Raw genomic sequence first — 21,841 nt, forward strand, 5'->3', positions numbered from 1 at the left:
ATGTCTCATCCGGTCAAAGGCGTCGATCATATTTTCCTGCTGGTCGGCGATCTGGAGAAAAGTGCCGAGCAATATCGCCGTTTCGGTTTCACGCTGAGCCCGCGCGGGCTGCACAGCAAGGAGAAGGGAACCGGCAACTACACGATCATGTTTCCGGAGGATTATTTCGAGCTGCTTGGCATCGTCGCCGAGACGCCGGGCAATCTGCACCAGCGCGAGAAACTGGCGGCGCAGGGTGAAGGCCTGCATGCCATTGCCTGCCGGATCGACAATGCGCGCGACGCCAAGGCGGAACTGGGCGCGCTCGGCCTAGGGACAGGTGAGGTCGGCGCGTTCCAGCGTCCGGTTCAACTGCCGGGTGGCGGCGAGGGTATCGCGGCCTTTGAAACCGTATCCTTCGCGGAAAGCGAAGTTCCGCAAGGCATGGTGTTCATGTGCCAGCACAAGACCCGAGAAACTGTCTGGCTGCCGGAGCTGATCGAACATGCAAATGGCGCGAATGGCCTTTCCGCCATTATTGCCATTTCGTCAGACCCGGAAACAGCCGCCAAGGGGTTTGCCCGCCTTTTCGCGGACGGCAAGGCCGGCGCGCAGGATGGCGGATGGAAGGTTTCGACCGGCACGCGTTCGGCAGACATATGGGTTGTAACCGCCGAGAAAGCCGCCGCACTCTATCCCGGTGTGGATTTCGGCCAGACGCCGGGCAAGGCTTTTGCCGCCCTGCGCATTCGCGTTGCGTCGCTGGACAAGGCGCGTGGCGTTCTCGATGCCAACGGCGTTTCCCACGTGACGACACCGGCAGGCATCGCCGTGTTGCCGGAAAATGCCAGCGGCACGGTTCTTGAGTTCTCGGAACAGTAGGAACTGGAGCAGGCGGGGCCGTGGGGCCCCGCTTTGCTGATCAGCGCGGAAAGCGCTGGTTTTCTTCCAGCACGTTCAGGTCCATATGGTTGCGCATATAGCGCTCGGACGCCTTTTGCAGCGGCTGGTAATCCCATGGATAATAGGCGCCGTTACGCAGCGCCGGATAGACGACATGGCGGCGCGCCTGGCTGGCGCGAACGTCGGCATCGTAGCGATCCAGATTCCAGCGCTGTTCCGCCTTGGCCAGAAGATTGTCCAGAACTGCCTTGAACTCTGGATTTTCCGCCAGATTGCGCATCTCGTCCGGATCGTCGGCAAGGTTGAAAAGTTGCGGCGGGTCGGCGCGGCACAGGTTGAGCTTCCAGTCTCCATCGCGCAGCGAAACCATCGGCGCGACCGTGCCCTCGGCGGCATATTCGACAGGCACCGCGCCGCGTTCGGCGGAGCCCGAAGCAACACCTGCCAGCGCAACGCCATCGGTCCATGGCATGATGCCCTTGAGGTCTATGCCGGCAAGGTCTGCCAGTGTCGGCAGAACGTCGAGCGTGGAGACCGGCGCGTCCACGCGGCCAGCCTGCAATTGCGGCGCGGCAATCATCAGAGGAACGCGGGCGGAACCTTCAAAGAAGCTCATCTTGAACCACAGGCCGCGTTCGCCCAGCATGTCGCCATGGTCGGAAGTGAAGACGACAATCGTGTCGTCCGCCATGCCGCAGCGCTCGATCACATCGAGCAGCGCGCCGATCTTCTCGTCCACATAGGAAATATTGGCGAAATATGCCTGCCGCGCCGCGCGAACCTGTTCGCGGGTGAGGTCGTAGTCCTCCGCCTTGCAGGCCCGCAGCAGCCGCTCGGTATGCGGGTCGATCCCGCTTTCATCAAGCGGTCCGATTTTCGGATCGAGTTCGGGAATATCCGCATAAAGATCGAAGAAGCGCTTGCGCGCCACATAGGGATCGTGCGGATGGGTGAAGCTGACCGTCAGGCACCATGGCCGCTGGTCGTGGCCGCGAGCCAGATCATAGAGCTTCGCTTCGGCCTGATAGGCCACCTCATCGTCATATTCGAGCTGGTTGGTGATTTCGGCGGAACCTGCTCCGGTGATGGAGCCGAGATTGTGATACCACCAGTCGATGCGCTCGCCGGGCTTGCGATAATCGGGCGTCCAGCCGAAATCCGCCGGGTAGATGTCGGTCGTAAGCCGCTGTTCAAAACCGTGGAGCTGGTCCGGCCCGACGAAATGCATCTTGCCGGAAAGCGCCGTCTGGTAGCCGGCGTTGCGCAGGTGATGCGCATAGGTCGGGATTTCCGACGAAAATTCCGCCGCATTGTCGTAGACGCCGGTGCGGAACGGCAACTGGCCTGACATGAACGATGCGCGCGCGGGAGCACAAAGCGGGCTGGCCGTGTAGCAATTGGCAAAACGGGCAGAGCGTTCGGCAAGCTTTCTCAAATGTGGAACGTGGAGAAATTTGGCCGGGCCGTCCGGAAAGAAGGTGCCGTTCAGCTGGTCGACCATGAGGATGAGGATATTCGGCTTTTTCATTGTGCGGAACCGTTGGCAGGTGTGGAAACGCGAAATGGCGGGCGCCGAAACGCCCGCCTTGCTCGTCGTGCTTGTCAGGATCAGAGGCCGAGGCTTGCCTTGACGGCTTCCGCGCCCGGTTCGCCCTTGAAGGTGGTGACGCCTGCAAGCCACTTGTCGATCTGGTCGGGATGCGCCTTCAGCCATTCCTTCGCGGCTGCGGGACCTTCCGCACCGCCATCGAGAATCTTGCCCATCAGTTCGTTCTCGATGTCGACGGTGAAGACGAGGTTCTTGAAGAAGCTTGCCGCATTCGGGCACTGTGCTGCCCATCCGGTGCGGCCAAGCGTGTAGACTTCCGCGCCACCGAAATTCGGGCCGAAATAGTCATCGCCGCCTGCCAGATATTCGATGTTCAGCTTTGTGTTCATCGGGTGCGGTGCCCAGGCGAGGAACACGACCCAGTTCTTGTCCTTGTTCTTGCGGTCCACCTGCGCGAGCATTGCCTGCTCGCTCGATTCCACCAGCTTCCAGCCGGCGAGCTTGAATTTCTGGTCCTCGATGATCTTCTGGATGTTCTGGTTGGCGGGCGCGCCCGGTTCGATGCCGTAGATTTCCTTGCCGAACTTGTCGGCATGGGCGGCAAGGTCGGTGAAATTCTTTACGCCTTCGCTTGCCACATAGTCCGGCACGGCCAGCGTGAACTTCGCACCTTCGAGGTTTTTCACGATGACTTCGGCAGCCTTGGCCTTGTCGAGATCGTCGCGGAATTTCTGTTGCGCGGGCATCCAGTTGCCCAGGAAGACGTCCAGATTGCCGGTTTTCAGCGCCTCATAGCCGATCGGCACGGACATGGTCTTCACATCCGGCTTATAGCCGAGCCCTTCCAGCAAGACGCTGGCGATGGAGTTGGTGGAGGTAATGTCGGTCCAGCCCGGATCGGACAGGCGGATGGTTTCGCAAGCCGCCGGATCGGCAGCGGAAGCCGTTCCCGAAAGCCCCGCCAGTGCCGTGAACGCCAGTGCCGCAATCTTGAAGTAGCGCATTTGATGACCCCTCTTATAGATTAAAACCGGTTATGTCTCGCATTCCTACTTTAAGGAAAACATCATTTAGGCTAAGGAAAAACCCATTCATTTTTTATCGAAGCTATAGAAAGTTTTTATGGTTTCTCCATCCTGGGATCTTGGCAGCCTTGGCGTTTTCGAAGCGGTGGGACGATTGGAAAATCTGACCCTCGCAGCGCGTGAACTGGGCATGACGCAACCGGCGGTGAGTTATCAGATAAAACGCATCGAGGAGCGTCTGGGTGTCGTGCTGTTCGCCCGGCGCGCCCGCGGGGTCGAAATTCTGCCCGAAGGCCGCATTCTTTACGATGCGGTGCGCAGCGGTCTGGATGGAATCGATGAGGCGGTGCAGCAGATCAGACGTCGCCAGCGTGCGCCGGGATTGCGCATCGCAACCGATTACGGCTTCGCAACCTTCTGGCTGATGCCGCGTGTCGCGCAGTTCCGCCCGAAACATCCGGAAGTGGATGTGCGCATCACGGCATCGTCCATGCTTCAGCCGCTCGACCGGCGTGACGCGGACATTTCAATCCTCTTCGGCGGACGCGGGGACTTCCCGAAGGACGCCATAGCCTTCATCGGCGAAAAGGTCGTGCCGGTGTGCTCCCCGGCCTATCTTGCCGCGCATGGTCCCTTTCCGGACGGAAAACGGCTCGGCGCGGCCTCGCTCCTGCATCTCGACACCTTGCAGGGCGACCGCTGGTTCACATGGCAGTCATGGCTCGATGCTATCGGTGAAGATATTGAGGACGGCAATTACGGGCTGGTCTTCAACACCTATAACCTGGTGATCGAGGCAGCGATTGCCGATCAGGGCGTGGCGCTCGGCTGGGCGGGGCTGATCGACGGCGCGGTGCAGCGCGGACAGCTTGTCCATGCCTGCGAGGTGTCGCAGACGAGCGACAAGGGCTACTGGCTGATCTTCAATCCGGATATTTCCGCGGGCGCACGGAGGCTTGCGCTGGAATTGCTCGAGGCGACAGAGGCAGGCTGATATTGCAGGAAAGCGGTCGCGTTCCTACTTTTGCACATCATTCAATATCTCTCGCGCTTGTCAAAGGCGCGATGTTTTTTAAGAGGGTATCCGCATGATTACCTGGAAACGGATCGATGAAACGAATTGAACTCCTGATCGAAAACATCATTCTGGCGTCGCGCTGGCTGCTGGTGGTCTTTTATCTCGGCCTTGCCGTGGCGCTGGCGATCTATGCCGTATCCTTCGTGGGCAAACTGTTCGATTTTGCCACGAAAGTCACCGCGCTCAACGATACCGACACGATCCTGAAAGTCCTCGGGCTCATCGACGCGGCGCTGATTGCGAGCCTCGTGGTCATGGTCATCATTTCGGGCTATGAGAATTTCGTCAGCCGCTTCGATCAGGCGGGCGACGAGGTGCACTGGCTCGGCACCATCGATGCCGGTTCGCTCAAGATCAAGGTCGCCTCGACCATCGTTGCGATCTCGTCGATCCACCTGCTGCAGATATTCCTTAACGCGACCAGCTATACGTCGGGCCAGCTGATGTGGTTCACTATCATCCATCTGGCATTCGTATTCTCGGCGCTGTTCCTCGCCTATATCGACAGGCTCACCGCTAAGGACAAGGGCGGAGCCAAGAGGAAGGGCAAGATCGAGCCCAATATCTGAGCTTCACGATATAATTCATTGAAAAGCCCGGCTTTTGCCGGGCTTTCTGATTCAGGCCTTCGCCTTCAGGGACTTGTAGCCCTTGACGACGATCACCACGACAATGCCGATCAGGACGGCAAGCACTGCCTGCAGGAAAGACGTTGCGATCCATTCGAAGGCGGCTGCAAAACGGGTACCTTCGGTCGGCAGGTGCGAAACGAGGGAATGGATGAAGGCTTCGACGCTGTGGACGCCGATGGAATCCAGCCCGTGAACGATGATGCTGCCGCCGACCCAGAGCATGGCGACGGTGCCGACGGTGCTCAGAACCTTGAGGATGATGGGCATGCCCGCGACCAGTCCCTTGCCAAGCTGCCTGCCGAAAGCGGTATGGCTGTTGCGTACCAGCGAGACGCCCACGTCATCGAGCTTCACGATGATGCCGACCACGCCGTAAACGACGAAGGTGATCAGTATGGCGACGCTGGCGAGGATAGCCGCCTGCGTATAGATGCTTGAAGGGGCGAGCCCTGCCAGCGTCAGCGCCATGATTTCCGCCGACAGGATGAAATCGGTGCGGATTGCGCCATTGACGGTCGTTTCCTCGATCTCCTGCGGCGTGCCGGCCTTGGTTTCCTCATGTGCATCTTCGCTGTGCGGAATGAAGAATTCCACCAGCTTTTCCGTTCCTTCAAAAGCCAGATAGACGCCGCCGATCATGAGAAGCGGCATGATGAAGGACGGCGCGAAATAGCCGAGGATGAGCGCCAGCGGCAGCAGGAAGACGAGCTTGTTGCGCAGCGATCCCTTGGTGATCTTCCAGATGACCGGCAATTCGCGTTCCGGTTTCAGCCCCACGACATATTTCGGGGTGACGGCCGTGTCATCGATGACGATGCCCGCCGCCTTGGCGCTGGCCTTTGCCGTCTGTCCTGCGACATCGTCGAGCGAGGCTGCCGCCATCTTCGCAATGGCCGCGACATCATCGAGAAGTGCGAACAAGCCGGATGCCATGGGAAACCTTTCTGTGTTGGGTTAGCGGTAGCTAAACGTTCAAAGAGTGCTGCGTCCAGATGGAAATCGCGGTTGCCCGCAACTGTATCTGAAACAGATACAATCTGTGTAGCACCGTCAATATTTCAAGTCCCATGACGATGGTTATATTAGCGGCAACACAATAGGAGAGATCGCCATGCTTAACCAGATCAAGGGCCTCCACCACGTCACCTTGCTTGCCGCCGATGCGCGCTCCAACAACCGGTTCTTTACCGATGTCCTGGGGCTGCGCCGCGTCAAGAAGACCGTCAATTTCGACGATCCGAGCGTTTACCACCTCTATTATGGTGACGAAGTTGGCACGCCCGGCACCGTCATGACCTATTTCCCGTTCCCCGGCATACCGCGCGGACGCGACGGCACGGGCGAGGTGGGGACGACCGTCTTTGCCGTGCCGCAGGGCTCGCTCGGTTTCTGGAAGGACCGGTTCGAGCAGTCTGCCGTCAAGGTGGATTCGGAAGACGAGGCGTTCGGTGAAAAGCGTGTCCATTTTCGCGGGCCGGACGGCGACAGCTTTGCGCTGGTCGAAGTGAAGGACGATCCGCGTGCGCCATGGGCGCATGAAGGGATCGATCCCGACCATGCAATCCGTGGCTTTCATTCGGTCTCGATGCGGCTTCGCGACGAGGGCGCTACAGCCGAACTGCTGAAATATATGGGATACCAGAAGCTCGACGCGAAGGACGGCGTCAGCCGCTTCCTCATGCCGGAGGGCAATGGCGCGGGCGTCATCGATCTGGAGACACTTCCGGCAGTGGGCCGCAACCAGCAGGGCGCGGGTTCCGTGCATCATGTGGCTTTCGCCGTCGAAAATCGCGAGAAGCAATTGGAAGTGCGCAAGGCGCTGATGGATACGGGCTATCACGTCACGCCGGTCATCGACCGCGATTATTTCTGGGCGATCTATTTCCGCACGCCGGGCGGCGTATTGTTCGAGGTGGCGACCAACGAACCCGGTTTCGACCGCGACGAGGACACGGCGCATCTTGGCGAAGCTTTGAAGCTGCCGACGCAGCACCAGCATCTGCGCAGCTATCTTGAAGAACATCTCGACAAGATCTGAGGCGCAGGGAGGAAACGAACATGACCACTCAAACCTATGAGCACCGGCTGAAGGCCGGTGCAAAGGGTGCGCCGCTCTTCATCGTGTTTCACGGCACAGGCGGCGACGAAAACCAGTTCTTCGGACTGGCGGAACAGCTTTTGCCGGACGCGACCATCGTGTCGCCGCGCGGCGACGTGTCGGAATATGGCGCCGCGCGCTTCTTCCGCCGCACGGGCGAGGGCGTCTATGACATGGAAGACCTTGCCCGCGCCACCGACAAGATGGCCGGGTTCATTGCCGCCCTTGCGGCTGAACACAAGCCGTCCGAAGTGATCGGGCTCGGCTATTCCAACGGGGCCAACATCATGGCGAACCTGCTGATCGAGAAAGGCAGGGTCTTCGACAAGGCAGCGCTTCTGCATCCGCTGGTCCCGTTCAGGCCGAAGGATAATCCGGCGCTTGAAGGAGCGAAAATCCTCATGACCGCCGGGCGGATGGACCCCATCTGTCCGCCGGACCTGACGGAAGCGCTGGCGCAATATTTCGAGCGCCAGAAAGCCGATGTCGAGCTTGTCTGGCATCCGGGCGGGCACGAATTGCGCCAGACGGAACTGGCCGCAGTCCAGTCGCTTCTCGCATACTGACTTTGGTGCCGCCGTTCGGAAATGAACGGCGGCATCATTGTTCCGGCTTCCTCTTGCAAAACTCAATATATATTATATTTAATTGTATATTGTTTGTGAGGTGACGAGATGGATGCGATTTCGGGCCGTGCGCCCGCCAATGCAAAGAGGATGACGCGCGCGCAAATGGAAGGCCGGGCAACAGAGGTTGCCGAACTCCTCAAGACGTTGTCGCATCCGGCGCGGCTCATGCTGGCCTGCACGCTTGCAGAAGGTGAATATTCGGTCGGCGAGCTGGAGGAAGCGCTAGGCATCCATCAGCCGACGCTGTCGCAGCAACTGGGCGTGCTGCGGGAGGCGGGCGTGGTCGAAACCCGTCGCGAGGCGAAGCAGATTTTCTACCGGCTGACGGAAGCGAGGGCCGCGCAGTTGATCGAGGCTCTCTACGGCATTTTCTGTGCATCGGAGGCCAGGACATGATCGCCACCTATCTGCAATCGCTGGCGGGCGGAATGCTGCTTGGCCTTTCCGCGGTCCTGCTTCTTCTCATGAACGGACGCATCGCCGGTATCAGTGGCATCGTCGGGCGGCTTCTGGGTGGCCAGCAGATCCCGGCCAATGCGGTTTTCGTCGTCGGCCTCGTTCTGGGTCCGATTATCTATGCCGCGATTTATGGCTCCTTTCCCCCCGTCACCATGGCCATGTCATGGCCCGTCATCGTCGTGGCCGGGCTTCTGGTCGGTGTCGGAACCCGCATGGGTTCGGGCTGCACGTCAGGCCACGGCATTCTCGGCATGGCGCGGTTTTCCTGGCGCTCGATAGCGGCGACGCTCACTTTCCTCATAACCGGCATCGTGGTTGCCACCATTTCGGGAGCGTTCCTATGAAACAGTCGGCATTCGCGCGCCTCTCCGTGACCTTGCTTGCCGGTGCGATCTTCGGTTTCGGCCTGTCGCTGTCGGGCATGATCGATCCCGCCCGCGTGACGGGATTCCTGAATATTGCCAGCGGCCATTGGGATCCGAGCCTTGCCTTCGTGCTGGGCGGTGCTCTGCTGGTGGCAATCCCCGGCGTCCTGTTGCAGCGGCGCATGGCGCGGCCCGTGCTCGGCCAATCCTTCCATCTGCCGGAAAAGACAGAAATCGACCGGCGGCTGATCGCCGGTTCCGCGATATTCGGCGCGGGGTGGGGGCTCGCCGGCTTCTGCCCCGGTCCTGTCGTGTCGGCGCTCTCGATGGGCCTGCCGCAGGTCTGGCTCTTCGTCGCGATGATGTGTCTGGGAATGCTTTTCCACGACCGCATTCTCAACCGGATGGCAACGGTGGCGCCCCAATCTTGAACTTTGGGGTCAGATTACCCTTTTAATAAGGAGATGAATGAGTTAGGCACCCTGTGATTGATTTCGAGGGAGCCGCATCATGGCTGGGTTGCTGAAACGCTTTGCCGGATATTACCGTCCGCATCGTGGGCTGTTCGCGCTGGATTTTTCCAGTGCGGTGGCATCCGGCCTGCTTGAGCTTGCCTTTCCGGTCGCCGTCACGCTTTTCATCGACAAGCTGCTGCCCACCGGGCAGCTCGGCGTTATCGCCATCGCTGCGGTTGGCTTGCTCGCCATCTATGTTCTCAATGCCTTCCTTCAGGTCATCGTAACCTATTGGGGGCATATGCTCGGCATCAAGATCGAGACAGAGATGCGGCGCAAGGCTTTCGATCACTTGCAGAAGCTCTCCTTCGGCTTCTTCGACAACCAGAAGACCGGCCATCTGGTCGCGCGGCTGACCAAGGATCTGGAAGAAATCGGCGAGGTAGCGCATCACGGCCCCGAGGATGTCTTCATCGCGATCATGACCCTGATCGGCGCCTTCATCCTTATGCTGTGGGTGCATCCGCCGCTGGCGCTGATTACCGCCGTCATCGTTCCGCTGTCGGCCTATGTCACCACCCGTTACGGCGGGCGCATGACCAACACATGGCACGCGCTTTACCGGCGCGTCGGCGATTTCAACGCCCGCATCGAGGAGAATGTCGGCGGCATCCGCGTCGTTCAGGCCTTTACGAACGAGGACCATGAGCGGCAGCTTTTCGCCGAAAGCAACGACAAATATCTGACCACCAAGCTTGCTGCCTACAAGATCATGGCGGCGTCCATGTCGCTCTCCTATCTGTCGATGCGCTTCGTGCAGGTCGTGGTGATGCTGGCGGGCGCGTGGTTCGTGGTGCGCGGCGAACTGACGGCTGGCGGGTTCGTCGGCTTCCTGCTGCTGGTCAACGTGTTCTTCCGCCCGATTGAAAAGATCAATTCGGTCATCGAGACCTATCCCAAGGGCATTGCCGGTTTCCAGCGCTATACGGAGTTTCTCGACACGCGCCCGGATATTGCGGACCGCCCCGGTGCGCAGACGGTTGCGCGCCTCACCGGTGATATAGAATATCGCGGTGTGAGCTTCGGCTACAACGCCGCGTGTCCCATTGTCGACGGCCTCGATATTTCCATCCGCGCGGGCGAAACCATTGCCTTCGTCGGTCCATCGGGTGCGGGCAAGACCACGATCTGCTCGCTGCTGCCGCGCTTTTATGATGTGACGAAGGGTGCGATCCTTGCCGACGGCATCGACATTCGCGATATGACGCTGAAATCCCTGCGCTCCAACATCGGCATCGTCAGCCAGGATGTTTTCCTGTTCGCGGGAACGATCCGGGAAAACATAGCCTATGGCCGTCTTGATGCGACCGACGCGGAAATCGCCGAGGCCGCGCGCCGCGCGCGGCTTGATGGTGTCATCGCCAGCCTGCCGGACGGCTATGACACGATTATCGGCGAGCGTGGCGTGAAGCTTTCCGGCGGGCAGAAGCAGCGCCTGGCCATTGCGCGCATATTCCTCAAAAACCCGCCTATCCTTATCCTCGATGAAGCGACGTCGGCGCTCGATACGGAAACCGAACGCGCCATCCAGCAGTCGCTGGCCGAGCTTTCGCAAGGCCGCACCACGCTGGTGATCGCGCATCGCCTCGCAACCATCGTCAATGCCGACCGCATTCTGGTGGTGGAGGGCGGGCGCATCGCCGAGCAGGGCAGTCATGCCGCGCTTCTGGAAATGAAGGATGGGCGCTACAGGCGCCTGCATGTCGCGCAGGCCGGACTGGATCAGTCCTAGAGCGGTTTCCGTTCTGACAGAACGCCGGAACCGCTCTAACCATTTGTTTTATCGCATTATCCAACGCATCGAAGCGGGATAGAAATCAGTCCAGTGAACTGATTTCCCCGCGTGGACGTTGCACACTTTTGCTGAAAATGCTCTGGGCGGCGCAACAGGCCCACCCGCACAACCGCTCCCATTTTGCTGCCGGTTTCAGGCCGGAGCGCACCCGTCTTTTGCAAGAGGCTTTCCGGGAAAGACGGCGTTTCGCCATCTTTTTACCGTCTGCCAGTCTGCGGGTCAGTTTCATTTGATATCTGATGTATCAGATATTGACATATCAGATTCGCTGTTTCAGGATCAGAGCCGAAAGTTCGTGACAAACAGGTGCTGCCTTGGGTGATAACGTTTCCCCCCTTTCTCCGATCAAGGTGAAGAGCCTCAGAGACCATGTGCATGACAATCTGCGGGAGGCGATCATTTCCGGACGCATCAAGTCTGGCGAGAAGCTGAACGAGAGGCAGCTGGCTTCCGATCTGGGCATCAGCACGAGCCCGTTGAAAGAGGCGCTGCGCCAGCTGGAAGGGGAAGGGCTGGTCAGGACCGAGGCGCGGCGCGGGACGTTCGTATCGTTCAATGCGCGGCAGGCCGAGGAAATGACGCTCGCCCGTGCCGCGCTGGAAAGCATCATTGCGCGGCAGGCGGCCAAGCATGGCGGCGAGGAGGCGTTCGGCTTTCTTCGCGCGGTGATCGAGGAAATGCGCGCGGCGGTGGAAGCGGGCAATGTCGATCTGCTGATCGAGTTGAACGAGAAGTTCCACGACGGCATCCATGAGGCATCGGGCTGCGAATATCTGCGCCGGTTGCAGAATGCGCAGCGCATGTACGACCACGCCGCAAGAGTGACAGTCCTGTCGCGCGAGGATGTGCGCCGCCAGTCGTTCAAGGAACATGAGGCTATCATGCAGGCAATCACGGCCCGCAACGGCGATCTGGCCGAGCGGCTGATGCGTGAGCACATCGTGAAAGCGGGGGATACGCATATCGAACTGGTCTTCTGACCGGTACATTGGGAGGAAATAATGGATTTAGCGGGCTACCGCCGGGTGCTTCGCGGCATTTCGGGCGTGCATGCGACTGCCTATGACGCAAGGGGCGAGATCGATGCCGGACTGACGGGTGAAATCGTCGGGCGCATCGCGCAGGCAGGTGTTCATAACATCGTCACCGGGGGGAATACCGGCGAATTCTACAGTCTTACCGAGGATGAAGTCATCCGGCTTCAGGCGATTGCCATTGCCGCGGTTGACGGAAAGGCTGCTGTAACGGCTGCCGCCGGGCGTTCGGTGCGCGAGGCGATCCGGGTCGCGAGCACGGCAGGCAAGGCGGGGGCCGATGGCGTGATGATCCACCATCCGCTCGATCCCTTCGCCGCGCCCCACGCGCAGGTGGATTACTTCATCGCCATTGCCGAAGCCATCGACCTGCCCATCGTCGCCTATATCCGCTCGGATTTGATCCCGCTCGATGAAATGGTGCGCCTTGCCACCCATCCGAAGGTCGCAGGCGTCAAGTTCGCATCGCAGAACACGATGCTTTTCTTCGAGTGCTGCCGGGCGACGAAGGGCATGGAAGCGACTTGGATCTGCGGTCTGGCGGAAAGCTGGGCCTTGCCGTTCTATGCCCTTGGTGGGCGCGGTTTCACCTCCGGCCTCGTCAATGTCGCGCCGAAGCGCTCGCTTGCCGTGTGGAACGCGCTGGAGGCGGGAGATTTCGCAAGGGCGCGGGCAGTGGTCGAAAGCGTTGCCGATTTCGAGACCATGCGCACCAGATACCGCAACGGCGCCAATGTGACCGTTGTGAAGGAAGCCTTGCAGATTCAGGGGCTCGATGTGGGCAAGGTGCGGCTTCCCGGATTGCCGCAGCTTGAAGCGAATGATCGGGGGACGCTTCGCAAGATCGTCTCCGGCTGGGAGAGCGATGGCATTGTCTGACAAATGAACCCGGGCGTCCTGACAGGGAGAAGAGGGGCGCACCGGATAACCAGAAAGTGGAGGAGAACATGAACAAGGGAATTTCACGCCGCACATTCATGGCGGGGGCCGGGATTGCGACCGGCATGGGGCTCATGCTGCCGAAGGGCGCATGGGCGCAGTCGGCGAAACTGCCGTCCTCGCCGGTGGCGCTCAACGTCATCGATGCCGCTGGCAATCTGGCGCTGACACAGCCGATCTTCGATAATTTCGCAGCCGGGCAGAAGGCGCTTGTTTCGCGCTTCACCTTCAACAAGGCACCGGCGCCGGAACTGCCGGGAAAGATCAAGGCGCAGCAGCGCGCCAACCGCATCGACATCGACATGGTGATCGTCGGACCGGACGCGCTTTCCGCCGGGCTTGCCGACGACATATGGACCGACATCATTGCGCTGCCGGACAATGGCCTGCCGAAGTTGCAGGATATCTATCTGGAACCCGCCTGGCGCATGCAGGAAATGTCGAAGGGCAAGGGCGTCGTCGTTTCCTATTATCCATCCGGCCCCCTGCTTGAATATCATCCGGACAAGGTGAAGACGCCGCCGAAGACCGCGGAAGAACTGCTCGCCTGGGCAAAGGAAAATCCGAACAAGTTCATCTATGCCCGCCCGGCCAATTCCGGTCCGGGGCGCACCTTCCTGATGGGGCTTCCCTATCTCCTGAAGGACAGCGACCCGAAAGACCCGGTCAAGGGCTGGGACAAGACCTGGGCCTATCTGAAGGAATTGCACAAGAACATCGAATATTATCCGGCAGGCACGGGCGCGCTCATGAAGGAACTGGGCGAAGGCACGCGCGACATGACGGTGACGACTACCGGCTGGGATATCAATCCGCGTGCGCTGGGGGTGGTGCCGAAGGAGATGGGCGTCAGCAAGCTCGACGGCTTCCACTGGGTTTGCGACGCGCATTATTTCGCGATCCCCAAGGGCGTACCGGAGGAAAAGGTGGCGGTGCTGATGGAGTTCATCAAGTTCGCGCTCAAGCCCGACCAGCAGGCCTATTCCTATGACGCTGGATATTTCTATCCGGGCCCGGCGGTGAAGGATGTCACCATCGAGATGGCGCCGAAGGAAAGCCAGAACATCATCGCGGAGTTCGGCCGTCCGGAATATGCCGACTGGATCGCCAATAATCCGATCGAGCTGCCGCTTGAGCCGGAGGCGCTGGTCGCCGCGTTCCGCCGCTGGGACGAAGAGGTCGCCGGGGGCTGAAGAACCCACGGCTGCGTGACGGGCTGCAAACGGCCCGTCGCGGGGCGCCGATACTCGCCAATTCCAAACCATGGTGCTTGCGTCAATGTCATTTCAAGAACTCCGGCTCGACCGCATGAGCCGTTCATTCGGGACTTTCGCTGCCCTGAGGGATATCAACCTCACCATCCGCAAGGGCGAGTTCATCGCGCTTCTGGGGCCTTCGGGCTGCGGAAAATCGACGGCTCTCAACTGCATCGCCGGACTTCTCGGCACGACGGGCGGCGGCATCTATATCGACGAGCGGCGGGTGGACCAGCTGAAGCCCGAGGATCGCGGCTTCGGCATGGTGTTCCAGAATTATGCGCTGTTTCCGCATATGAACGTTTTGCAGAATGTCGGCTTCGGCCTCAAGATGCGCGGTCTGGCGAAAAGCGAGATCGAAAAGCGCGCGCGGGCCGCATTGGCTCTGGTGCGACTGCAAGGGCAGGAGGAAAAACTGCCCGGACAGCTTTCCGGCGGCCAGCAGCAGCGCGTGGCGATTGCCCGCGCCATCGTCATCGAGCCGCCGCTGGTTCTGATGGACGAGCCGCTGTCCAATCTCGATGCCAAGCTGCGCCTTGAGATGCGCGCCGAAATCCGCCGCATCCATAATCAGCTCGGCTCCACGACGATCTATGTGACCCATGACCAGGACGAGGCCCTGTCGCTTGCCGACCGCATCGTGGTCCTGCGCGATGGCGAAATCCGTCAGGTGGGCAAGCCGCACGAACTTTACGAAGAGCCGCGCTATCGCGACGTTGCCGCCTTCATGGGCTTCCGCAACGCCTTGCCGGGCAAGGTTCTGCGCGTCGAAAACGGGCAGGCGGACATTGCCGTGGCCGGAAGCGAACTCGTCGGGCGCGCCATGGACGAGCTTCGGCCGGGCGATGATGCTGTGCTCATGGCGCGCGGCGATGATGTCGTGTCCGGTTCGGGCCATCGCAACGACTTGCAGGCCATCGTCGAGACCATCGAATATCGCGGGCGCGAGTATGTCGGCACCGCCCGCACCGAAACCGGGATGGAACTGATCTTTCACGGGCCGCACGGCGTTGAACCCGGCAGCCGCATCGTGCTCGGCATCGATGCCGGCCATGCGCTGGTCTTTCCGGCGGAGGGCTGAGCGATGGCAGTTGAAACTTATGCAGACGCACCGCTCAATCCCGCCTTGCGGCCCGGCCTGCGGCAACGCCTCGCCAATCGCGGCTTCGATGGCGTCACCCTTTTGATCCTGCCCGCGCTGCTTTTTGTGGTGGGCGTGTTCATCTATCCGTTTCTTTACGGGTTGGTACTGTCCTTCAACCCGCTCGACGGAGGCGGAGCGCTTGCCAATTACAGCAAGTTCTTCTCCGATCCCTACCTCTACAAGACCATCGGCGCGACGCTGTGGCTGGCAGTTCCCGTTACCCTCATCAGTGTCCTTTTCGCGGTGCCCATTGCCATGCGCGTGCGGCTGATGCGCCGCCAGCGCCTGCTGACCACGATCCTCGTCCTGCCGGTAACGCTTGGCACCGTCCTGATCGCGGAGGGGCTGCTGAACTATCTGGGACCGCAAGGCTGGTTCAGCCGCACGCTGATCACCATCGGCCTTATCGACAGCCCGTTGAAGCTCACCAACAACTACTGGGGCGTCTTCGCATCGCTGGTCATCACGGTGTTTCCGTTCACCTTCCTGCTGACGCTTTCCTATATCACGGGTATCGATCCCGCGCTGGAACGCGCCGCCGCCACCCATGGCGCAAACAGCTGGCAGCGTTTCCGCCATGTCATGCTGCCATTGCTGGTGCCGGGGCTGGTCGTCGCGGCCTGTCTCACCTTCGTGCAGGCATTCGCCGTGTTTCCCTCCGCCGTCCTTCTGGGCGCGCCGTCGGGTCCGACGCGCGTGATCTCGATTGCCGCGGCACAGGCGGCGTTCGAGCAATATGACGACTCCATGGCTTCATCCATCGCGATGATCATGGCGGGCGTGCAGTTGCTTGTCGTCGGCGCGCTTCTCGGCGTGCGTTCGCTCTTCTATCGCGGTTCCACCGCCGGCGGAAAGGGATAGACCATGATCCGCGATACTTCCGTCCTTTCCAAGCTCTGGATCACCCTCGTCTGGCTCGTGACCGGCTTCTTCGTGCTCAATGTTCTTGCGGTCATCACGGCTGTGGTGGTTTCGAGCTTCGGCACGCGCTGGCTCGGCACCTGGTTGCCGGAAGCGTTCACCACACGCTGGTATGCGGCGGCCTGGGCCGAATTCCAGCTCGATCAGGTGCTGCTGGTCACGTTTCAGGTCGTCTTTGCCGTGGTGATCCTGTCGGGCATTCTGGGCGTGACCGCAGCCTATGCCATGGCGCGCCGCGATTTTCCCGGCAAGAAGCTGGTGCTCCTGATCTTCCTGCTGCCGCTTCTGGTGCCGCCGATAACCTTCGGCATTCCGCTGGCGACCGTGCTCTACAAGTTCGGCGTGGGCGGCACTTTCTGGGGTGTGGTGCTTGCCAATCTCGTGCCGACGGTCCCCTTCGTCATTCTGGTGATGATCCCGTTCATCGAGCAGATCGACCCGAAGGTGGAGGCGGCGGCGCGCGTGTTCGGCGCAGGCACGTTCAAACTCTTCATCCATGTGCTTCTGCCCATGCTGATGCCGGGCGTTCTCGCGGCCATGCTTCTGGTTCTGGTGCGCACGGTGGCGATGTTCGAACTGACCTTCCTCACCGCCGGGCCGACATCGCAAACTTTGGTGGTCGCGCTCTATTATTCGGTGTTCGCCGCCGGGGTCCGCTCGGTGCAGTCCATCGATGCCATGGCGGTCATCTACATGGTCACTTCGCTGGTCTGGCTGCTTCTGGCGCTGCGCTTCGTCAATCCGACGCAGATCGTGGCACGTAACCGTCAACCGTCCGCGCATTGAGGCTACAGGATGAAAATCACCGCAATCGAAACGGTGCAGCTTCCGCACCTCAACAACATCTTGTGGGTGCAGGTTCACACCGACGAAGGTATCGTCGGGCTTGGCGAAACATTTCGTGGGGCAAATGCGGTTGCAGCCTATATCCACAGCGATGTTGCGCCGCTGCTCCTTGGCCAGAACCCGCTGGAGATCGACCGCATTTCAAAACTGCTGCTGGAACCCTATGTCGGCTTTCGTTCCTCGGGCGTGGAAATCCGCGCCGCATCGGCAATCGACATCGCGCTTTGGGATATTTTCGGCAAGCTGACCGGCCAGCCGATCCACCAATTGCTGGGCGGCCTGTCGCGCCAATCGATCCGCACCTACAATACCTGCGCCGGTTACACCTATAACAAGAGCGGCGCGCGCCGCTATATCGGCGATGCGGACGAAGCGAAGGAGGGGCCATACGAGGACCAGCTCGCCTTTCACAGGGATGCGGGCGCGCTTGCCGAAAGCCTTCTGTCGGAAGGCATAACGGCCATGAAAATCTGGCCCTTCGATCCGTTTGCCGTCGCTTCCGGCGGGAATTTCATCCATGCCGGTGATCTCGACAAGGCGCTGCAACCATTCCGCCAGATACGCGATGCGGTTGGCGACCGGATGGAAATCATGGTCGAGTTCCACTCCATGTGGGACCTCACATCGGCGCTGGCCATTGCGCGCGAGCTGAAGGCCTTCCGGCCATTCTGGTCGGAAGATCCGATCAAGATGATGAACCCGCAGGCGCTTGCCGTTTATGCGCGCCAGTCCGGCATTCCGGTCTGCGCCAGCGAAACCATGGCGACGCGCGCGCAGTTTCTCGATGTGCTGCGTGCCGATGCTTCCGACTATGTGATGCTCGACATTTCATGGTGCGGCGGGCTTTCCGAAGCCAAGAAGATCGCCACCATGGCCGAGGCCTTCCAGCGACCCATCGCGCCGCATGACTGCACCGGCCCGGTGGTGTTCGCCGCTTCCATTCACCTGTCGCTCAATGCGCCGAACGCGATCTATCAGGAGTCGGTCCGCGCCTATTACACGTCCTGGTATCGCGATCTGGTGACGGTGATGCCGCGCATCGAAAAAGGCGTGATCTATCCATTCGAAGGCGCGGGCCTTGGACTGGAACTCTCCGGTTTCGTGCTCGATCACCCTGACGTTGTCAGGAGAAAGACGGAGGCTGAATGATGGAGCCGTTTCGCTGCATAGCCGATCTGCGCGGGGAATTGATGGAAAGCCCGGTCTGGGATGATCGCAGGCAGACACTCTTTGCCTGCGATATCGAGGGGCGACGCATATATGAAATCGACCTTGACCGGGGGCCGCTTCGCGAATGGTCTTTCGACAGCAAGGTGGCAAGCCTCGGATTGACCGAAAGCGGGAGGCTTGTCGTGGCGCTATCGCGCGAGGTCGTGCTGTTTGATCCTGAAACCGGCAGTCAGGAAGCGTTATGGTCCGCCTTTGACGAGCCTGCAACGTCCCGCCTTAATGACGGCAAGGTCGGTCCCGACGGCGCGTTCTGGGTCGGCAGCATGGATGGCCGTCCCGAGCGCGAGCCCATATCGCGGCTTTATCGGGTGACGGGGGATGGCAATGCATCCGTGAAGGCCGACGGCTTCAGGATTTCAAACGGCCTCGCCTGGACGGCGGATGGCAGAACCATGTTTCATACGGATTCACGCGGGCCGTGGATCGACCGCTACGACTTTGACCCGGAGACGGGTGGCGTCAGCGGGCGCAAGCGCATCCGCGATCTCGATGAGCAGAGCGGCAGGCCGGATGGCGGGGCTTGCGATGCCGGGGGCGCTTATTGGAGCGCGGGCGTATCGGCGGGTGTCCTGAACCGCTTCGACCGTGACGGCAATCTGCTGGAAAAGATTCCAGTCCCGGTTCCAGCCCCGACAATGCCCTGTTTTTGCGGACCGGACCTCACACTTCTGGCCATCACTTCGCATCGGCAGGTGCCGGGCGCGGCACTGGACGCAGCGCCCCTGTCGGGCGGCGTGTTTCTGGCCGCGGCTTCGGTTGCCGGTGCCGCGGTGCACCGGATGAGGGGCGTGTGACGTGACCGCCCGGCTGCTCCCAAACCAATTATTTCTCCCGGAAGCCGCTTATGCCTTTCGGGATGCGCTCTGATCGGGAAGGTAGGAAATGACCAGAAAGACCTATGGTGATCTGCGTTCGGCGCGCTGGATGCTGCCGGACGACCAACGTTCATTCGGGCATCGCTCGCGCACCATGCAGATGGGATATGATCCGGTCGACTGGGAAGGCCGTCCGATCATCGCCGTCATAAATACATGGTCCGAGGCGCAGCCGTGCCATATGCATTTCAAGGACCGGGTGGAGTGGGTCAAGCGCGGCATCCTGCAGGCGGGCGGCTTCCCGATGGAGTTGCCTGCACTGTCGCTGTCGGAAAATTTCGTGAAGCCGACCACGATGCTCTACCGCAACATGCTGGCGATGGAGACCGAGGAACTGCTGCGCTCGCATCCGATCGACGGCGCGGTGCTGATGGGCGGCTGCGACAAGACCACGCCGGGCCTCGTCATGGGCGCGGTCAGCATGGGCCTGCCGTTCATCTTCCTGCCTGCCGGGCCGATGCTGCGCGGCAATTATGCCGGTAAATATCTGGGCTCCGGCACGGACGGCTTCAAATATTGGGACGAGCGCCGCGCAGGCACCATCTCGAAGGAGGAATGGCAGGGGATCGAGGGCGGCATCGCAAGGTCCTACGGCCATTGCATGACCATGGGAACCGCATCGACCATGACCGCGATTGCCGAAGCCATGGGGCTGACGCTTCCCGGTGCGTCGTCCATCCCGGCCGCGGACGCCAATCACCAGCGCATGTCCACGCAATGCGGCCGCCGCATCGTGGAGATGGTCTGGGAAGACCTGACGCCGGAAAAGATCATGACGCCTGCCGCGATCACCAATGCGGTCACGGTTGCGATGGCCACCGGATGCTCGACAAACGCCATCATTCATCTGATCGCGATGGCGCGCCGGGCGGGCGTGCCGCTGGAACTGGACGATCTCGACCGCATCGGCCGCACGACGCCGGTGATCGCCAATATCAGGCCGTCCGGCACCACCTATCTGATGGAGGATTTCTTTTATGCGGGCGGGCTGCGAGCATTGATGAAGCAGCTCGGCGGCAAGCTCGATCCGTCCGCGATAACCGTGACCGGCAAGCCGCTCACCGATGGTCTGGAGGACGTCAAAATCTGGAATGAGGACGTGATCCGTCCGCTGTCCAATCCGGTCTATCACGAAGGGTCGCTTGCGGTGCTGAAAGGCAATCTCTGTCCCGATGGCGCGGTGATTAAGCCTGCTGCCTGCGATCCGCGCTTCCACCGCCACACGGGACCGGCGCTTGTGGCCGACAGCTATCCCGACCTGAAGAAGATCATCGATGATCCGGACTACCCGATGACGCCGGACACGGTGCTGGTGCTGCGCAATGCCGGTCCGCAGGGCGGGCCGGGGATGCCGGAATGGGGGATGATCCCGATGCCGAAGGCGCTTTTGAAGCTTGGGCTGCGCGATATGGTGCGCATTTCGGATGCGCGCATGTCGGGAACCAGTTTCGGCGCCTGCGTCCTGCATGTCGCCCCTGAATCCTTCATCGGCGGGCCGCTCGCCCTTTTGAAGACCGGCGACATGGTGGAACTCGATATTCCGGCCCGCAGCCTCAACATGCTGGTTTCGGAGGCGGAACTGGCGGCGCGGCGCGCAGCCTGGCAGGCGCCGCCGCCCAAATATGAGCGCGGCTACGGGTTCGTGTTCTCCAAGCATGTCGAACAGGCCGACAAGGGCTGCGATTTCGACTTCCTGAAAACCGATTTCGGCCGTCCCGTCGACGAACCGGTCATCTATTGAAAGGCAGCTTAGATGTCAGATTATGTGCTTTCCGACGAAACGCGGGCGAAGCTGAAGGCGGTTTCGACGGCTTCCGTCGCGACCGCGCTTTACAAGCGCGGTCTGCGCAACCAGTTCATCCAGGGCGTGCTGCCGGTGGCGCGCAAGCGCGAGAACATGGTCGGGCAGGCCTTCACGCTCCGCTATATCCCGGCGCGTGAGGATCGCAATCCCATCACGGTTTTTCGCAATCCGGACCACAAGCAGCGCGTTGCGATAGAAACCTGCCCGCCCGGTTGCGTGCTGGTGATGGATGCGCGCAAGGATGCGCGCGCGGCGACCGCCGGGTCGATCCTGGTGACGAGGCTCGCCCTGCGCGGCGCGGCCGGCATCGTTTCGGACGGCGGCTTTCGCGATGTGAGCGGCATCGGCGAGCTGGACATGCCCGCCTATTGCGCAAAGCCCTCCGCGCCGACCAACCTGACGCTGCATGAGGCGGTGGACATCAACGTGCCGATCGCCTGCGGCGATGCGGCGGTGTTTCCCGGCGATGTGCTGGTCGGCGACGCCGATGGCGTCATGGTCGTTCCCGCCCATCTGGCCGATGAAATCGCCGCCGAATGCACGGCCATGGAAACCTATGAGGATTTCGTGCTGGAAGAGGTGCTGAACGGTGCCGCCATTGTCGGCCTTTATCCGTGCACGAAGGAAGAGAACGAGCGCAAGTTCCAGAACTGGCGCGAAAGGAAGGGCCGTTAGAGCAGTTTCGATCCGATTGGAACGCGCATCATTTCACAATTTTCGGGATGCGCTCCAACAAAAAAGGGAGGCGTTGCGCCTCCCTTTCGA

22 protein-coding genes are annotated in these 21,841 nt (G+C 60.8%); 19 read left to right on the forward strand and 3 right to left on the reverse strand.

Annotation, left to right across the window (positions count from 1 at the left end):
• Complete coding sequence (locus tag OINT_RS14390) at window positions 1–861, forward strand: VOC family protein (RefSeq protein ID WP_006468586.1); 861 nt, start codon at window positions 1–3, stop codon at window positions 859–861.
• 40 nt (window positions 862–901) lie between these two features.
• Here the strand turns inward: OINT_RS14390 and betC are convergent, their stop codons facing one another.
• The gene (betC, locus tag OINT_RS14395; protein WP_006472235.1) at window positions 902–2,410 is read right to left on the reverse strand and encodes a choline-sulfatase; all 1,509 of its coding nucleotides are present in this window, start codon (window positions 2,408–2,410) and stop codon (window positions 902–904) included.
• A gap of 80 nt (window positions 2,411–2,490) precedes the next feature.
• A complete protein-coding gene (choX, locus tag OINT_RS14400; protein WP_006472236.1) occupies window positions 2,491–3,435 on the reverse strand; it encodes a choline ABC transporter substrate-binding protein in 945 nt (314 codons plus the stop codon).
• A 118-nt stretch (window positions 3,436–3,553) separates the two neighbouring features.
• Here choX and OINT_RS14405 point away from each other — a divergent pair, with 118 nt between their 5' ends.
• Both OINT_RS14405 and OINT_RS14410 read left to right on the forward strand, forming a co-directional pair.
• Complete coding sequence (locus OINT_RS14405; RefSeq protein WP_006468588.1) at window positions 3,554–4,450, forward strand: LysR substrate-binding domain-containing protein; 897 nt, start codon at window positions 3,554–3,556, stop codon at window positions 4,448–4,450.
• A gap of 116 nt (window positions 4,451–4,566) precedes the next feature.
• The gene (locus OINT_RS14410) at window positions 4,567–5,103 is read left to right on the forward strand and encodes a TIGR00645 family protein (RefSeq protein WP_006468589.1); all 537 of its coding nucleotides are present in this window, start codon (window positions 4,567–4,569) and stop codon (window positions 5,101–5,103) included.
• A gap of 51 nt (window positions 5,104–5,154) precedes the next feature.
• Here OINT_RS14410 and OINT_RS14415 read toward each other — a convergent pair whose 3' ends face one another.
• Window positions 5,155–6,099 (reverse strand): DUF808 domain-containing protein, encoded by a 945-nt coding sequence (locus OINT_RS14415; protein ID WP_006468590.1) that lies wholly within the window; start codon window positions 6,097–6,099, stop codon window positions 5,155–5,157.
• 178 nt (window positions 6,100–6,277) lie between these two features.
• On the opposite strand from OINT_RS14415, the gene OINT_RS14420 reads away from it, so the two are divergent.
• The 16 genes from OINT_RS14420 (at window position 6,278) to OINT_RS14495 (ending at window position 21,751) form a co-directional block, all read left to right on the forward strand.
• Window positions 6,278–7,204, forward strand: coding sequence for a VOC family protein (locus tag OINT_RS14420; RefSeq protein WP_006468592.1), 927 nt, complete (start codon window positions 6,278–6,280; stop codon window positions 7,202–7,204).
• Between the two features lie 20 nt (window positions 7,205–7,224).
• Window positions 7,225–7,830 carry an alpha/beta hydrolase gene (locus OINT_RS14425; RefSeq protein ID WP_006468593.1) on the forward strand — a complete coding sequence of 202 codons (606 nt, stop codon included), beginning with the start codon at window positions 7,225–7,227 and terminating at the stop codon, window positions 7,828–7,830.
• A 108-nt stretch (window positions 7,831–7,938) separates the two neighbouring features.
• A complete protein-coding gene (gene bigR, locus OINT_RS14430; protein ID WP_006468594.1) occupies window positions 7,939–8,289 on the forward strand; it encodes a sulfite-sensing transcriptional repressor BigR in 351 nt (116 codons plus the stop codon).
• Complete coding sequence (locus OINT_RS14435; protein WP_006468595.1) at window positions 8,286–8,696, forward strand: YeeE/YedE family protein; 411 nt, start codon at window positions 8,286–8,288, stop codon at window positions 8,694–8,696. Before bigR ends, OINT_RS14435 begins: the two co-directional genes overlap by 4 nt.
• Window positions 8,693–9,148, forward strand: a complete 456-nt coding sequence (locus OINT_RS14440; protein WP_006472237.1) for a YeeE/YedE family protein — start codon at window positions 8,693–8,695, stop codon at window positions 9,146–9,148. The genes OINT_RS14435 and OINT_RS14440 overlap by 4 nt, the downstream gene beginning before the upstream one ends.
• Window positions 9,149–9,227: 79 nt before the next feature.
• Window positions 9,228–10,964, forward strand: coding sequence for an ABC transporter ATP-binding protein (locus tag OINT_RS14445; protein ID WP_006468596.1), 1,737 nt, complete (start codon window positions 9,228–9,230; stop codon window positions 10,962–10,964).
• 434 nt (window positions 10,965–11,398) lie between these two features.
• Window positions 11,399–12,007, forward strand: a complete 609-nt coding sequence (locus tag OINT_RS14450) for a GntR family transcriptional regulator (RefSeq protein ID WP_006472239.1) — start codon at window positions 11,399–11,401, stop codon at window positions 12,005–12,007.
• A gap of 21 nt (window positions 12,008–12,028) precedes the next feature.
• A complete protein-coding gene (locus OINT_RS14455) occupies window positions 12,029–12,940 on the forward strand; it encodes a dihydrodipicolinate synthase family protein (RefSeq protein WP_006468598.1) in 912 nt (303 codons plus the stop codon).
• 68 nt (window positions 12,941–13,008) lie between these two features.
• Window positions 13,009–14,193: an extracellular solute-binding protein gene (locus OINT_RS14460; protein ID WP_006472240.1), complete on the forward strand. Its 1,185-nt coding sequence runs from the start codon at window positions 13,009–13,011 to the stop codon at window positions 14,191–14,193.
• A gap of 70 nt (window positions 14,194–14,263) precedes the next feature.
• Window positions 14,264–15,337, forward strand: coding sequence for an ABC transporter ATP-binding protein (locus OINT_RS14465; RefSeq protein ID WP_006468600.1), 1,074 nt, complete (start codon window positions 14,264–14,266; stop codon window positions 15,335–15,337).
• A gap of 3 nt (window positions 15,338–15,340) precedes the next feature.
• Complete coding sequence (locus tag OINT_RS14470) at window positions 15,341–16,261, forward strand: ABC transporter permease (RefSeq protein ID WP_006468601.1); 921 nt, start codon at window positions 15,341–15,343, stop codon at window positions 16,259–16,261.
• A 3-nt stretch (window positions 16,262–16,264) separates the two neighbouring features.
• Complete coding sequence (locus OINT_RS14475) at window positions 16,265–17,107, forward strand: ABC transporter permease (protein ID WP_006468602.1); 843 nt, start codon at window positions 16,265–16,267, stop codon at window positions 17,105–17,107.
• Between the two features lie 9 nt (window positions 17,108–17,116).
• On the forward strand, window positions 17,117–18,316 hold the full coding sequence (locus tag OINT_RS14480) for a mandelate racemase/muconate lactonizing enzyme family protein (RefSeq protein ID WP_006468603.1): 1,200 nt from the start codon (window positions 17,117–17,119) through the stop codon (window positions 18,314–18,316).
• Complete coding sequence (locus tag OINT_RS14485; RefSeq protein WP_006468604.1) at window positions 18,313–19,191, forward strand: SMP-30/gluconolactonase/LRE family protein; 879 nt, start codon at window positions 18,313–18,315, stop codon at window positions 19,189–19,191. Before OINT_RS14480 ends, OINT_RS14485 begins: the two co-directional genes overlap by 4 nt.
• Window positions 19,192–19,279: 88 nt before the next feature.
• The gene (araD, locus tag OINT_RS14490; protein ID WP_006468605.1) at window positions 19,280–21,013 is read left to right on the forward strand and encodes an L-arabinonate dehydratase; all 1,734 of its coding nucleotides are present in this window, start codon (window positions 19,280–19,282) and stop codon (window positions 21,011–21,013) included.
• 12 nt (window positions 21,014–21,025) lie between these two features.
• Entirely contained in the window at window positions 21,026–21,751 is a 726-nt protein-coding gene (locus tag OINT_RS14495; protein WP_006468606.1) for a ribonuclease activity regulator RraA, read from the forward strand.
• Window positions 21,752–21,841: the final 90 nt, after the last annotated feature.

Source organism: Brucella intermedia LMG 3301, from assembly GCF_000182645.1.
GTDB lineage: Bacteria > Pseudomonadota > Alphaproteobacteria > Rhizobiales > Rhizobiaceae > Brucella > Brucella intermedia.